At 41.1% G+C, this 14,339-nt stretch carries 9 protein-coding genes; 1 reads left to right on the top strand and 8 read right to left on the bottom strand.

The features are described 5' to 3' along the window. Positions 1-29: 29 nt before the first annotated feature. From BGP15_RS01525 to BGP15_RS01500, 6 genes are all read right to left on the bottom strand, one after another. Positions 30-869 carry a glycine betaine ABC transporter substrate-binding protein gene (locus tag BGP15_RS01525; protein ID WP_286768527.1) on the bottom strand — a complete coding sequence of 280 codons (840 nt, stop codon included), beginning with the start codon at positions 867-869 and terminating at the stop codon, positions 30-32. Between the two features lies 1 nt (position 870). Further along, complete coding sequence (locus tag BGP15_RS01520; RefSeq protein ID WP_046675376.1) at positions 871-1,698, bottom strand: ABC transporter permease; 828 nt, start codon at positions 1,696-1,698, stop codon at positions 871-873. Between the two features lie 2 nt (positions 1,699-1,700). Continuing rightward, positions 1,701-2,942 (bottom strand): quaternary amine ABC transporter ATP-binding protein, encoded by a 1,242-nt coding sequence (locus BGP15_RS01515; RefSeq protein ID WP_046675375.1) that lies wholly within the window; start codon positions 2,940-2,942, stop codon positions 1,701-1,703. A gap of 481 nt (positions 2,943-3,423) precedes the next feature. Then, positions 3,424-5,166, bottom strand: coding sequence for a RagB/SusD family nutrient uptake outer membrane protein (locus tag BGP15_RS01510; RefSeq protein WP_286768526.1), 1,743 nt, complete (start codon positions 5,164-5,166; stop codon positions 3,424-3,426). 4 nt (positions 5,167-5,170) lie between these two features. Next, positions 5,171-8,437, bottom strand: a complete 3,267-nt coding sequence (locus tag BGP15_RS01505; RefSeq protein ID WP_286768525.1) for a SusC/RagA family TonB-linked outer membrane protein — start codon at positions 8,435-8,437, stop codon at positions 5,171-5,173. 663 nt (positions 8,438-9,100) lie between these two features. Further along, the gene (locus BGP15_RS01500) at positions 9,101-10,000 is read right to left on the bottom strand and encodes an SPL family radical SAM protein (RefSeq protein ID WP_286768524.1); all 900 of its coding nucleotides are present in this window, start codon (positions 9,998-10,000) and stop codon (positions 9,101-9,103) included. A 300-nt stretch (positions 10,001-10,300) separates the two neighbouring features. Here BGP15_RS01500 and BGP15_RS01495 point away from each other — a divergent pair, with 300 nt between their 5' ends. After that, on the top strand, positions 10,301-11,167 hold the full coding sequence (locus tag BGP15_RS01495; protein ID WP_286753699.1) for a cold-shock protein: 867 nt from the start codon (positions 10,301-10,303) through the stop codon (positions 11,165-11,167). A gap of 115 nt (positions 11,168-11,282) precedes the next feature. On the opposite strand, the gene BGP15_RS01490 is transcribed toward BGP15_RS01495, so the two are convergent. Together BGP15_RS01490 and BGP15_RS01485 are read right to left on the bottom strand one after the other, a co-directional pair. Next, positions 11,283-13,043, bottom strand: coding sequence for an alpha-L-fucosidase (locus BGP15_RS01490; RefSeq protein ID WP_286768523.1), 1,761 nt, complete (start codon positions 13,041-13,043; stop codon positions 11,283-11,285). A 12-nt stretch (positions 13,044-13,055) separates the two neighbouring features. Then, on the bottom strand, positions 13,056-14,339 hold the full coding sequence (locus tag BGP15_RS01485) for a Gfo/Idh/MocA family protein (RefSeq protein WP_286768522.1): 1,284 nt from the start codon (positions 14,337-14,339) through the stop codon (positions 13,056-13,058).

The raw sequence follows: 14,339 nt of genomic DNA, 5'->3' as shown, positions 1-14,339 counted from the left end.
GGGGGAGCATAACTATTTATCACCTCAGTTTACAATAACCAGCCCTTTACGAGATCGTTATGTTTCTTGACCCATTCTTTTGCCGTAAATGCTTTGTCCTGGCTTCCCTGCATTTTTGACAACAAATCAGCCATTGTTGATTCATCGAAGTAGACTTTGGAGAAAAATCGGGCTAGCTCAGGCTGCTCAATGTTAAAGTTTCCCCGTGCAAAAATTTTAATTTGCTCGGCATCACCCAATGTCTTTTTGGGGTCATCCAAAAACTTCAATTTCATTTTAGCAAACATCCAATGCGGCTGCCAGCCAGCTACCACAATCCAACGTTTTGCTTTGATTGCATTTTGCAATTCCGTGATCATAGCTACGGTAGATGAGTTCACATGCTTATAATCGAGGCTATAAACTTTGATCACCTGATCCACGGCACGTGTTATTCCAGCCCCTTTTTCTATTCCAATGATCCGTTTATCAAACTCTTTTTCATGTTTTTTCAACTCTTCAATTCCATCAATTGTTACGTAATCCGGTACAACAAGTCCATTTCGCGCATGGTTATAACTCGTTCCAAGCTCTTCAATATTGGGGAATTTAGCCACTTTACTTCCATGGGTCAATGGCAGCCAGACATCCATATATAGATCTGTATCGCCATTGTTCATGGAGGCTAAGATCATATCTGGCGTAGCCCGCTGGACAACAACATGATATCCCTTTTCTTCCATAATAACTTTTGCGACCTCTGTCATTGCGACCCCTTCGGCCCAGCCATCGACCATACCGATATGAATAATATTTTTATTCCGACCTGTGCTGCATGACGCAAGCAACAACACCATCAGACACAATACCATACTTTTTATTTTCCTCATACTATGCTTTCTTTTTTACAAAGCCCTGCGTGATTCGATCCAAAATAATAGCGAGAATCACAACGGACAAACCACTTTCAAAACCAAGACCAATATCCAAGTTATTAATACCCTCAAGCACTTTTTCTCCCAAGCCACCAGCAGCAATCATTCCGGCAATAACAACCATCGATAAAGACAGTAATATGGTCTGATTGATCCCTGCTAAGATTGTTTTTGTAGCCAAGGGCAGTTCTACTTTAAATAAGATCTGACTATTGGTCGCGCCAAATGAACGTGCAGCTTCAACGATATCTTTTGGAACCGCATCAATCCCTAAAGTCGTCAAACGGACGGCAGGTGGCATAGCGAAAATAATGGTCGCAAAAGCTCCCGGGACTTTACCGATACTAAAAAATAACACCGCTGGAATCAAGTAAACAAAGGCAGGCATCGTCTGCATTAAATCAAGTAAGGGCCGAATGATTTTCGCTGCTAGTTTATTCTTCGCGGCCCACACACCCAAAGGAACTGATATAACCAAGGCTGTCAAGGTAGCGACCAATACCAGCGCCAAAGTCTCCATCGTTGCAATCCAAAATCCCATCAGATAGATCAATGTTAATCCCAACAATGTCGTCAGTGCGACCCCTTTCCCAGATTTCCACCAGGCTAATGCTGTAAATAATGCGATGATAATAAAAAAAGGTATCGTTGTTAACACCCATTCCAGTCCAATAATGGATGCATTCCCTGTATTTTTTATCAGGTTAAAAAATGGCTCTAAATGATCTGTCAGCCAATTGACGGCTACAGCGATGTATTGTCCTATATCGATTACTTTATTCATTTCTACTGATTATTTGCTTTCTCTTTTAATTCAATAATTTCTTCTTCATTATACTTTGTCGCTTCGATAATCAACGATGTCTGTGTTACGATCCCCAACAAACGATTATGTTCATTCACTACAGCGATTGGCGACCGGATCTCCGATATCAGGGGCAACATTTCTTCAACGGTCACCTCTTTTGATACGGTTGGAACGTTGGCATGTATAATGGATTCTACGGTGGGTTCCCTACGCTTTGCCGATTGAATGACTTCACTCATATGAACAAAACCAAGGAAAGTATCATGCGCATCGACTACAGGGAGAATTTCAATTCCTGTCGCCCGCATTTTCCGCAGTGCCCCCTCAGGGCCATCTTTTTTGAAACGTACAACAGTAGGTTTCTCAAACATCAGTGAACCTGCCGAAATGATCGACTTGCGATCCACTTTTTCAACAAAGGCTTTAACATACTCACTTGCTGGATTTGTCAAGATATCTTCCGCAGTACCGATCTGTTCGATGACACCATCTTTCATAATAGCAATACGATCGCCCAATTTGATCGCTTCATCGAGATCATGGGTAATAAATACGATTGTTTTTTGTAGATTATCCTGCAACTCCAGTAACTGATCTTGCATTTCTGTTTTAATCAGGGGATCCAGAGCTGAAAATGCCTCATCCATCAGTAGTACTTCAGGATCATTTGCAAGTGCCCGAGCCAGTCCAACCCGCTGTTGCATACCACCCGATAACTGAGAAGGTAGCTGTTGTTCAAATCCACTGAGCCCGACGACATCAAGCGCTTGCTGCGCTTTAGATTCCCGTTTGTCCCGTTCTTCCCCTCGTAGTTCTAAACCGAAAGCAGCATTGCTCAACACGGTATGATGTGGCAACAGACCAAACTTTTGAAAGACCATACTCATTTCTGTTCGACGGACTTCAAGAAGATCTTTATTATTTTTCCCTGTTATATCCTCACCATTGATATAAACCTTTCCTGATGTCGGTTCGTTCAATCGATTCAGACAACGGAGCAGGGTAGATTTCCCACTTCCCGAAAGCCCCATTATAACGAAAAATTCCCCCTCGAAGATTTCAAAATTAGCTTTGTTAATCCCAATAGTACAGCCCGTTTTCGCTAAAATATCCTTCTTCGAGAAACCCTCGTTCAGTAAGTGCAGAGCTTGTTTCTTTTGCTTTCCGAAAACAAGTACCAAGTCTTCAACTTTTACTTTTACCTTGCTTGTTTTATCCATTCTTTAATTTTTTTAAACATAAATAAACCAAAAGGGCATAAGTGATCCACTAAGGCCATACGCCTACGCTATTTTCTTACAAATAAAAAATATCCCTACAGTTGAGTCCGTTTGATCGAAATCTTACTCGTACAGTTCAATCAACTTATTAACTAACATACTTTACTCTCGGTTCGGTAAGAGCAATGATGAAAAAGAAACTAATCTTTTAAAGACGAAATGCTCCATTTATAAAGCATCTCCAAAATATACTTCAACAAGTATAACGAACAACCTAGGCTGTGCCAAAGGCACAAAGCCATAGCGGAATAAACTCACGCCATTCTGTCTTTTGACGATACAAAGGTACGAAAAATAAATTAAACGCATTTTTCACAACCTATATAGTTAAAATACAGCTAGTTAAAAAAACATATCGTAATATTAAAAATACGATCAGCGGGAGAAGCACTCGACCACTGATCGCATTTTTTAAGGTGTATTATTCTCCCCAGTTTGGATTTTGGGTAAGGTTAGGATTTAATTGTCGTTCTTGGACAGGAATTGGATATAAATAGTCTTTCTTTTCATCGAAAACTTTTTTGATATGCGCATTAATAATCACATTTCCTTTATTCCCATTTTCCAATAAGATTTCCGAGCCCAATTTCAATAGCTGAATTCCCGAGGCACTCGGCTTGTCACCTTCATAAATCCAAACGTCATCTTTACCATCATTATCTAAATCAAACTTGCCTGTACCCGGAAAATACATCCCTTTAAATTGTCTCGTGACCAACTGGCCGCTTTTCCATCTTAAGATATCATCCCAACGAAAAGATTCCATCACCAATTCAATACGGCGTTCTCTTCTTATTTCCAATAGTACCCCCTTCATATCACCAACTACATTCGGATAGTCTTTCGCTAAAAATGCATCTGGATTTGATTTAGCCGCCTGCAGATTTAGATTTGGCATGCCTACACGATCGCGCAATAACTTAATTGATTTGTCCAAATCGGCCTGGCTCAATGTGCCTAACTCTGCTTTCGCTTCAGCATAATTTAATAAAACCTCGGCATACCTAAAAATCGGCATATCATTTTCAGAACGATTGAAGTTATCATACTTTACATCTCCCACAAATTTGATCAATTGATATCCCGTCACTGAATTCCCAAAGTTCGGAGCAACAGCAGCGGCACCTCCAATACGCTTATAACCCGGCGTACGAATCGTCTGGCTTAGACGTGGATCGCGATTTAGGACCTCCTCCTTAAACGTCATTGTTTGGTAATTTGATTTATCGGTAAACCTCGTTCCATCTTTCATCAGGTAAGAATCCACCAAATTTTTATCCAATCCGGGTTTTCCGTAGGAAGCTGTAATCGTATAATAATTTACATTGTGCCAGATTTGCAAAGCATCCGAGAATTTCCGCGCTAAAATAACCTCTTGTGACAAACTATTAACACTATAAAACAATGCACCATAAGAGTCTGTTCCCGCGGCATTGTATACGCTGTATTGCGCTCCCTCCATAAGCTTGCTGGCTGCATCGGCCGCCTTCTCCAACAGGCCGTTTGCATCGGGTAAATTAAATTCTGTATGATATTTACGAAATGTTCCTTCAAAAAGTGCGACCCGGGACTTTAAGGCCAATGCAGTCCATTTGGTCACTTTTTCATCACTTTTGGTAGCCGGTAGATTGGCAATCGCATAGTCCAGATCAGCGAGAATGTTTGATACAACCAAAGTTCTCGGATCCCTCGCCTTCTTAAGTTGTTCTTCGTCATTTTGATCAATGACCTTGTCATACCAGGGCACATCTCCAAAACGTTTCAGTTTATCGAAATAAAAATATGCCCTAAAAAAGCGCGCCTCGGCAGCATAGGGCGCAGCAGTCGTTTCTGAAACTGTATTAAAGCAATTCGCCAAAAAGTAATTGATATTACGAAGATTTGCCCAAGTCCATCCACCGCCACTTATCGGAACCTGTCTTTTTCCGGTCAATTCATCATCCAATGTTGTCTTAACGATATTATCGACCGATTCGTTATAAACTCCTTCGGCCGAAGGTAGTGCGGCATCGTAAAATGACTTTGTAAATAACGCCAAATCCTTTTCTGTTTTAAAGGAAGCCTCAGGAGTAACTGACGATTCAGGCAAACGTTCCAAATAATCTTTGCTACAAGCCATCATGCCACAGCTCAACAATGCATATATATATACTATCTTTTTCATACTATTAAAATGTTAAATCTAGACCAAATGAAAATGTTTTAGAGATTGGATATGATCTTCCGTTGACCTCTTGAGCCGACTGTTCGGGATCAATATATTTGGAACGGAGCTTAGTCGCAGTCCAAATATTTTCACCAGACACATAAATCCGCGCATTGGCCAATTTCACGCGCTTTAGCCAGGCCTGAGGAACCGTATAGCCTACGGTTAGATTTTTTAGTCGTATATAGGCCAAATCCTGTAAGTAACGATCCGATTTGACGTTCAAAGATCCACGATCATTCAAGGCAATATAGCCTCTTAACAATGGATAATAGGCATCTGTATTTTCAGGCGTCCAAATATCCTGTTCAAAATCCTTCGGCACAAACGAATAGTACGGTCTTGAGTATGGTCCCCAAAACTTATCTGCATTTGCTCCAGGCCACCAATGTTGTCGACCTATCCCCTGAAAGAAGGCCGAAATATCGAATCCTTGCCAATTTGCCCCCAAATTAAAACCAAATGTATAACGGGCTCTGTTGTTCCCAATGATCACTTGATCCCCAGGGTTCATCAATGTATTGTCTCCAGCATCAACCTTTCCATCCGGAACGCCATCCTTTCCACCAATATCAACAAATTTCAAATCTCCAGGATGAAGCTTGGACCAGTCTCCCGGTGCTGCCAATCGTTGTTTATCCACATAATCCTGGTTAACTTTCCAATTGTCGATTTCCGCCTGAGACTGAAAAAAACCATCAGCCTTATACCCCCAAATTTCGCCCAAAGTCTGGCCGACATAATAGTTACTTAGCAGCATTTCCTTATTGTCAAAACGTGTGATCTTCGCTTTAGAATCCGACAATCCCAACCCAATATTATAGCCAAAAGATTTTCCATCCAAGTCAAATTGATCACGCCAAGCCACAGAAACCTCCCAGCCTTTATTTCTTAGGTCTCCAGCGTTTGTCCGAGGCGACGCCGAACCAAAAACCGCTGGCAATGTTTTTCCTGGGATCAACATATCGAGCGTATTTCGAATAAAATAGTCAGCAGATACACTCAATCGAGTTCTAAAAAATTCGAGATCTGTTCCGAAATTTAATGTATTCGTTCTCTCCCAGGTTAAATCAGCTGAAATTGGAGTTGGTGCACTCAGGTATTGTGTTTTTGTACCATTGGTTATGTAATTGGACAATCCTGCATTCAACAATTGGATGTAACCATACTCAGCAGCTTCCTGTGCGTTACCCAACGCCCCATAGGAGACTCTAAATTTAGCTTCATTCAAAACCGGCTTCAGATTAGCCATAAACGACTCTTCCGAAATCCGCCATCCGCCCGAGAAAGAGGGAAAAAAACCATATCGCTGACTGGATGGAAATTTAGACGTTCCATCGTAGCGACCATTCACCTCCAACAGGTACTTCCCTTTATAATTGTAATTCAACCTTCCAAAATAGCCTCGTAATGCCCAGGTATTTGCATTCCCGAGTAACTGCATTTGACCAGTCCCCAGCGCAAAATCATTCAGGTCCTCCGACAGCAAATTAGTATGCGTACCGCCGATTCGTTTGTACCCTGTGGTTTCCTGGTTAAAGCCTACCGTGGCGGCAAACTGATGATCTCCAAATTGCTTGCTATAATTGGCGAATAGGTTGAGTGAATGTTTTGGCCTATTGATGATCGCTTCGGTATAGGTATCATTTCCCAAGTAATTGATCACACCAGGAAAAACAGACCAAGGAGCGGCCGTTCTTCTATTCCAGTTATGGATCGGATTATAAGTAAAGGTATAATTACCCGTTAAGGTCAAGTTTGGCGCCAACTGAAATACAGCCTCAAACATATTGATAAACTCATATTTATCCTCGCCACCTTTTGACTTTCCATGCAACAAATCTGCATATATACCATCGCCAATATTATAATTGTTCAGTTCCGTCCTATAGGTTGCGGTACCATCGGGATTCATGGGCACATAAGATGGTAAAGCGTGTACCGTTGTTGAAATAAAATTATTGTTATTATCTGGACTTGTCGCCCATCCTGGATAGGTGTAGTTTTGGTAATTCAGCTGGGTATTTGCACTTACCTTCAACCAAGGGGTCACCTGCGCATTTATGCGCGATCGAACATTATAAGCATCGAATTTATCTTGGTTAATTTTCATTAGCCCCCCTTTTTCATAAAGTCGCCCCGACACATAGTAATCAATTTTTTCACTACCGCCAGAGAAATTTAACGAATGTTCCATTGAGGTCTGTGTTTTTCGATACATCTCGTTCCACCAATCTGTATTGCCATAATATACATATTGATCTTTTCCATTTCTATTCTGAACCACTACGGAAGGCAGACTAGGATCTGTTTTTCGTTTCAATAGTTCAGCATAGTCATCTTCTGTATATCCCGTATAACTATTACCGGTGGCACGAATAAAAGCTTCATCATTTAGTTTAGCAGCATCATAACCGCTCGTCATAAAATCTGTCCGCACCGTCAGTCCATACCAACCAAAATTATTACTATAATTAATGTTCATTTTTCCGGCCTTTCCTCTTTTAGTTGTTACGAGCATAACACCAAATGCCCCACGAGCGCCATAAATCGCTGCCGCAGAAGCGTCTTTTAAAACCGATATCGATTCAATATCACGCGGATTGATTGTATTGATATTACCCGGAACCCCATCAATGAGAATAAGGGGTTGTGCATTAGCTGAGTTTATCGAAGCAAAACCCCGGATATTAACATTTCCTTCCCCTCCTGGCCTACCATTGGTAAATGTAATATTCAAATTTGGTATTGCTCCCTGCAAAGCTTGAGTTGCATTGGCAACTGGGCGATTTTCAAGTATCTTCGCATCAATCTGAGTAACAGCACCTGTTAAGTTTACCTTTTTTTGCTTACCATACCCGACAACAATTACTTCATCAAGGGATTGATCTGTCGAAACCAGCTGAATGGTTAAAGGTATTGCCTCTACTTTTACGTGCTGTGTTTCAAAACCGATCATCGACAAGCGCAATGTATGCCCAGTTTTCCCTTCGATGACAAAAGCACCTTCTTGGTCAGTTTGCGTAGTTTTGCCAGTAGTTGAATTAAAAATTGACACACCCGAGATAGGTTCACCGGTTGCTGTTTTTACAATGCCTCGAATAGGCCCCTGAAATTTGGCGGAAATTTCAACATCCGGAATAGATGTCAGAAAGACAGGTTTGCTCTTGGCCCACGCGCCGAGAGACATCCCGATCATTACAGGAAGTAATACGTGTTTCGTTTTCATGAATTTGGTTTTGTTTTTCTTCGGTTACAAAGAAAGGTTATTTAATATTTGTAAATTATTAACAAAGCATTACTAAACAATTAAACGACAATTGGTTAAATCAATATTAAGATAATACAATTTTAACACGAAACAGAATGTCTTTTTTAATTTTTTAATAAAACAAAGAACCAATCAGTTTGACATAATGAATCAAAACACTATCAATCACCATGTTAAATAATATTAAACAAATAATATTCACAAAAACCTTATACGAAATAAAATGTAACATATTTGAAACAATACAATACAAAAAACAACAAAGCGAGGGATCACTTATTTCACAAAACGCTTAAACAATTAGGTTAATTATTTTCTTCGTTTTAACGTAAAACTTCGTCATAAAAAATCCTTTATCCAATACATTTGTTTTCTATCGGTCTTAGTCAGGGCGAAAACATACAATTAAAAGCTAAAATTCAAACAGTTAGCATACCTAAAAACCTGTATTTATTACGGAATAAGATTGCTTTATTAAAAAGATTAGAATCAAGACCATCACATTCAACTTAAATGGCCTATTTATAAGGAAAAAACGCAAAAGGCTCAACTTAACACACATCACAGAGAAGGAGAAAAAGCTACTTTGGTATTGATCAACCGCCAAAAATACCCAGGAATTTATAAGGGATCATTATTCGTCAGCCGGTCCCTAAGTCCATATTGCAGACATAGTCCCTTAACCTTTTCCGCAAATGCCTGTCGATAATAGCTAGGAAGTTTGCCGTCCGCACCAAACAATCGTTGATATTTTTCCACGAGTTGTGGATAGTGTTTTTCAACCGCACGCATAACCAACGTCCGATTGTCACCAGGATCAGAACCATACAAGGCCAAGGTTGCTGGAAAAATATAATTTGCATCAATGGATCGAAAAGTCCCAAACATCTGATCAAGATGAGTTCCGGTATCCGAAATAAAGGGCAACAAAGGCATTAAACTTACGCCACTACACAATCCCATCTTACGTGCTTCACTCAATGTATTCAAACGAAGCTCAGGCGATGGTGCACCTGGTTCAAATATGCTGGCAATTTCCATATCGATGGTTGAAAAGGAAAAAGTAATAAAAGCGCGATGTGTCAATTTACCCTGCAGATCCAATGGGAGTATCGCTTCAGCATCGATCTGCTTCAACAAATCAAAATCCCGACTTACTAGATCCGATTTGGTGATAATATGCACTGGGAAGCGATAATGTACTATAATTTCCAATAATTGGCGCGTCAGTAGCTCGGTTTGCTCAAATTGCAAATAAGGATCCGTTGCAGACGACAATACAATTATTCCATATTGTTTTTTACGGGCACGAAGCGCTAGGGCTCGGTCCAACAAATCCACCGCATTGCGCTTTACACTTAGCTTTTCGGCCATATTAATACCATATTTACTACCTCTGATATAACAATATAAACAATTGAACGAGCATCCGCTATAAGGATTGACGGTGTAATCGTCAAGAAACCAAGGATCTCTTTGTTTTGTTTTATTGAGAATAGATTTGACAATTACAGACTGCATAGGATACGTTATATTATTGAACGATTTTATAGAACAGATTTCAACAGACTAAGTTAGCTCAAAATTACGCCTAGGCGACAAAAAATGCTATGAAATTATTCTCTCAATCGATTTTTCAAAACGCCTTTTGACTCCTGTCCAATTCCGTCCCACTAATTTGATTGTCGCTTTCTATTGAAATTACGAACATTTTGGCTGTTTAGAAAGCGTTCTTAACCATGTAGACTAAGAATCCATCGGATCCGTTAAAAGTCTTTCACGGCAAATAATTACAAATATTTCATTTTCAATGCATAATAAATGCATTTATTCATTACCTTTATGCTATTGAAACAAAACTCAACTCCAGCCATGTTTATCGGCGCTGTCAAATGGTTCGACAATAACAAAGGATTTGGTACTCTTGCGTTACCTTCCGGAGAAGAACTCTTTGTGCATATACGCAGGTTTAAAGTTCCTCCAGAACATGTTATTCAACCTGGAGAAGTTATTGTCGGAGACAAGAAACCTGACCCAAAAAGAAGCGGTTATCTCGCTCAGAACTGCAGGATTCTCAAAAGGCCCGAAGACTGGAAATTCGTCATCTCGCTCCTCGACAAAGAACACACCGTGCTCCTCCCCGATAGCCACGGTCGAGAACAAAAGCACAACTTAACCTCATTAACAGCAAGACAACTTCTAAGAATCCAGCCCAAAGAACATATATTGGCTATGCTTACCGCTAATTTTGATGTTCATTTCGATAGCTCGATTTTCATTCCTTATGCTGAATTGATAGACAAAAGCATTACCGGTGTTTTTGAGAAGGAGGCAGCTTGCGATCTACTTTCCAAGGTGTTCGAATACTTTGGAAAACATGTCTCGCATCAAATTCTATTTCGTGTATGGAAGGAAAGCATGTTTAGGTATATCGGCTATCCGGCAGAAGGCGACTACGAAATACCTGAACTTGTATTTAATCTGAATGCCACGGAAATCGATTGTGATGATCTTGCGAGAATCATCACGTATAGCTTTGGCAAATCTTTTTGCAGTGATTTTGTAAATGCTTTATTTGAAGACATAGAAACAATGGACAAAAAAGATATCGAACCTTTGTTACCGTATCTTGAGTTTTTGGAGAATGAGGATTCTATTGAGAAAATACAGACTCTTATGCAAGACTAGCTGAATCGAATGCCTGCCTAAAAATCCCTGTTTGATTTTTTTGGGAATATCATCAATTAAGGCAGAAAGCACAGAAATTGATGATTGAAAAACCTGTAGAATAGACAGCAACAGCCTATTCTACAGGTTTAAATCGAAGTGCACTGAGACTGACCTTGTCACCATCACCTTCAAGAAATGAAACAGTAACGCTGTATCTTCCTGGGGCTTTAAATTTCATCCATCCCCATGGGTACCAATTATACCCAGAAGCGGCGGCTTGTTGATTCTGCACGATCTCTCCAGTCGAGTTTTCAATCTTCCACACCACTCTCCCCTGCCCCGTATAATTTAGATCAACTTGATAATAGCCTGGCTTAACAATGTCTATAGCATACGTTAGTTTACTTTGACCAGTCCATTGCCCTACTTGAACCACATGTTTCCATTCACCGAATTTCTCCATCCAGGATTTCCCGGTTTTATGGCATCCTTCAACTTCGGCAAAGTCTACAGGAAGAATTGTCTCCATCGCCGGATCGACACCCAACATTTTATCAATAAGAGGTGTCCCCTGCATAACGACCTCAATCACAGAAACCAGTGGATCTGGAGCTACCGATGGGATATTGATCTCCAACCATTTTCCATCGGTCGTATAATTTAACTTTTTCTTCCCATCTGCGTTTAAAAGATTGATCGACGTTATCCCTTTTGTTAGGCCCGGAACAAACAACTTTCCATTAGTTGGCCAGTGATAGACCAATAATGAAATTTTACGTCCTTGTACAGTAGCATCCCCCCAAGGCAAAGCGTGCCCCCAAGGTGAAGCTTGCGCACCATAAACGGCCGCTGGATACTTTCGGATCCACGCACCAGCACCACGCAAAGCTAAGCTCGCTGGCTCAGGAATAGTCCCATCTGGTTTAGGCCCAACATTTAACATGTAAGTCCCGCCCCGGCTAATAGTCGACAATGTACGAGACAAGATTTCACGGGCACTCTTCCAATTATTGTCGTACCAAGCATACCCCCAAGAGTCATTGGTTACATCGACTGCCTCCCAAAGACCTGGAACATTCTGCCGTGGTACTTCCATATCCCCCAAAGTAGAATAATCACCAAGTCCGTGTCCAACACGTCCCGACACGTAAGCCCCAGGTTGATTTTTATGAACCAATTCGACAAGTTTTTGGGCGTATTTCTTATCCATCCCACCAGGCGTATCGAACCAGACCAATTCTATCGGCCCATACTGCGTCGTAATCTGGTTCACCTCAGGATAGCATTTCTCCCAAAAATAATCGTCAAATGTTTTCGAATGACCGACTGCGTCCACCTTGGGACCTCCATTTCCGCCGGGATAAGTCCAATCCTGATTTTGCGAATAATAGAAGCCAAAACCGATCCCCGCTTCCTTACAGGCTTTCGCGAGCTCAATCATCGGATCACGTTTAAAATCGGTCGCCTCAACAATATTAAACGAATTCACTTTCGAATGAAACATCGAAAATCCATCGTGATGTTTGCTCGTAATCACGATATAGCGCATCCCCGCATCTTTTGCAAGCTGTACGATCGCCTTAGCGTCAAAATGATCTGGATGAAATGACGCCGCCGCGGCCATGTAGTCAGCGACGGGGATATTGGCCATGCTCTTGTTCATGAGCCATTCCCCTATGCCATAAAACGTTTTCCCCTTCCAGGTATTTGCCAGCTGCGAATAGATTCCCCAATGGATAAACATCGCATATTTGCCGTCACGGAACAGTTTCCCTCTATTTTGGGAAATGGAATTTTTTCCTCCTTGACCATCCCACATTTTTTCCATCTGTTGCGCCGAAACTTGCTTTGCAGACAATGTCGCCAGAGCGAGACCCAATACGATACCTTTCATACCCATATTTCCTTACACTTTAGGCAGATTATAGCCATTATGATAAACTTTCACTAAGTACCCGTCCGCATCTTTATCATTGAAACTGCGCTTTTGTTTGTCCCAAAACAATTTCTTTTTAGAACGGTATGCAATATTTCCCATCTGTGAGAATATCGCAATATGAGCCCCCGCTTCTATCGGAGCATGAAGACCTTCTACTGATTTCTTTCTAACAGCTTCAACGAAATTAACCATATGCTTGTCCAGTCCATTGTCCTGCGAACGTTGGAAAGAGACAGCGTCCATTCGTCCTTTCTCGGGAATAACTTCCCAGCCTTCACGATTAACGACCAAGGTACCATTATTACCAATGAAAGCAACGCCGTGAGTCTTCTGATAAGGGCCCAAATCTATACCTGTCGCCTGTTCCCATTGAACATTAAATCCATCAAACTCATACACCGTTGTTAGACTATCTGGTGTTTCAGCGGCGTCGTCGGGATAAGCAAATTTACCGCCAGCAGCCATTACCGAAACAGGATCTGACACTTTCATTCCGATCAGCGCATAATCCAACATATGTACACCCCAATCGGTCATTAGGCCACCCGCATAATCCCAATACCACCTGAAATTGAAGTGAAAACGATTGGGATTAAATGCACGTTTTGGGGCTGGCCCCAACCATTTATCATAATGTACTCCAGTAGGAACATTAGCGTCTGCCTGAACCGGAATACTCTTCATCCAACCTTGATAAGCCCAAGCCTTAACAAGGCGTATCTTTCCCAATTTTCCGCTATGAACAAAATCCATCGCATCTCTAAAATGTTGTTGGCTTCGTTGCCACTGCCCTACCTGTACAACACGTTTATACTTTTTAGCAGCTGCAACCATAATTTCACATTCCCGAATGGAGTTGCCAATCGGTTTTTCGACATATACATCTTTTCCTGCCGCAACAGCATCAACCATTTGCATGCAATGCCAATGATCGGGCGTAGCGACAATAACAACATCAACGTCATTTGCTTTCAGAAGATCTTTATAATCGATGTAAGTCTTCACATCAACATTGCGTTTCTTTAATTCCTCAGCGCGATTCTTCAAAACATTTTCATCGACATCACATAATGCCGTACACTGCACGCCTGGTACTTTCAAGATAGCGTTCAGATTAGACCAACCCATACCGTTGGTACCGATCAGTCCCACACGGACCGTATCAGCTTGAAAACCGAATACTTTCGTCTGTGCAAAAAGTGCCGATGCCGCCAACAGACTCGTATTTCGAATAAATTCTTTCCTCTTCAT

Origin of the sequence: Sphingobacterium sp. 40-24, from assembly GCF_001899705.1 — a bacterium.
GTDB classification, from domain to species: Bacteria; Bacteroidota; Bacteroidia; order Sphingobacteriales; family Sphingobacteriaceae; genus Sphingobacterium; species Sphingobacterium multivorum.
The sequence above is the reverse complement of the archived record's forward strand: the minus strand, read 5'-3'. Positions and strand labels throughout refer to the sequence as shown.

Bases quoted from the DNA above. Each gene is read 5' to 3' on its own strand.
- BGP15_RS01490 (WP_286768523.1), bottom strand. From the start codon at position 13,043: ATGAAAGGTATCGTATTGGGTCTCGCTCTGGCGACATTGTCTGCAAAG.
- BGP15_RS01505 (WP_286768525.1), bottom strand. From the start codon at position 8,437: ATGAAAACGAAACACGTATTACTTCCTGTAATGATCGGGATGTCTCTC.
- BGP15_RS01525 (WP_286768527.1), bottom strand. From the start codon at position 869: ATGAGGAAAATAAAAAGTATGGTATTGTGTCTGATGGTGTTGTTGCTT.
- BGP15_RS01515 (WP_046675375.1), bottom strand. From the start codon at position 2,942: ATGGATAAAACAAGCAAGGTAAAAGTAAAAGTTGAAGACTTGGTACTT.
- BGP15_RS01500 (WP_286768524.1), bottom strand. From the start codon at position 10,000: ATGCAGTCTGTAATTGTCAAATCTATTCTCAATAAAACAAAACAAAGA.
- BGP15_RS01520 (WP_046675376.1), bottom strand. From the start codon at position 1,698: ATGAATAAAGTAATCGATATAGGACAATACATCGCTGTAGCCGTCAAT.
- BGP15_RS01495 (WP_286753699.1), top strand. From the start codon at position 10,301: ATGCATTTATTCATTACCTTTATGCTATTGAAACAAAACTCAACTCCA.
- BGP15_RS01510 (WP_286768526.1), bottom strand. From the start codon at position 5,166: ATGAAAAAGATAGTATATATATATGCATTGTTGAGCTGTGGCATGATG.
- BGP15_RS01485 (WP_286768522.1), bottom strand. From the start codon at position 14,339: ATGAAGAGGAAAGAATTTATTCGAAATACGAGTCTGTTGGCGGCATCG.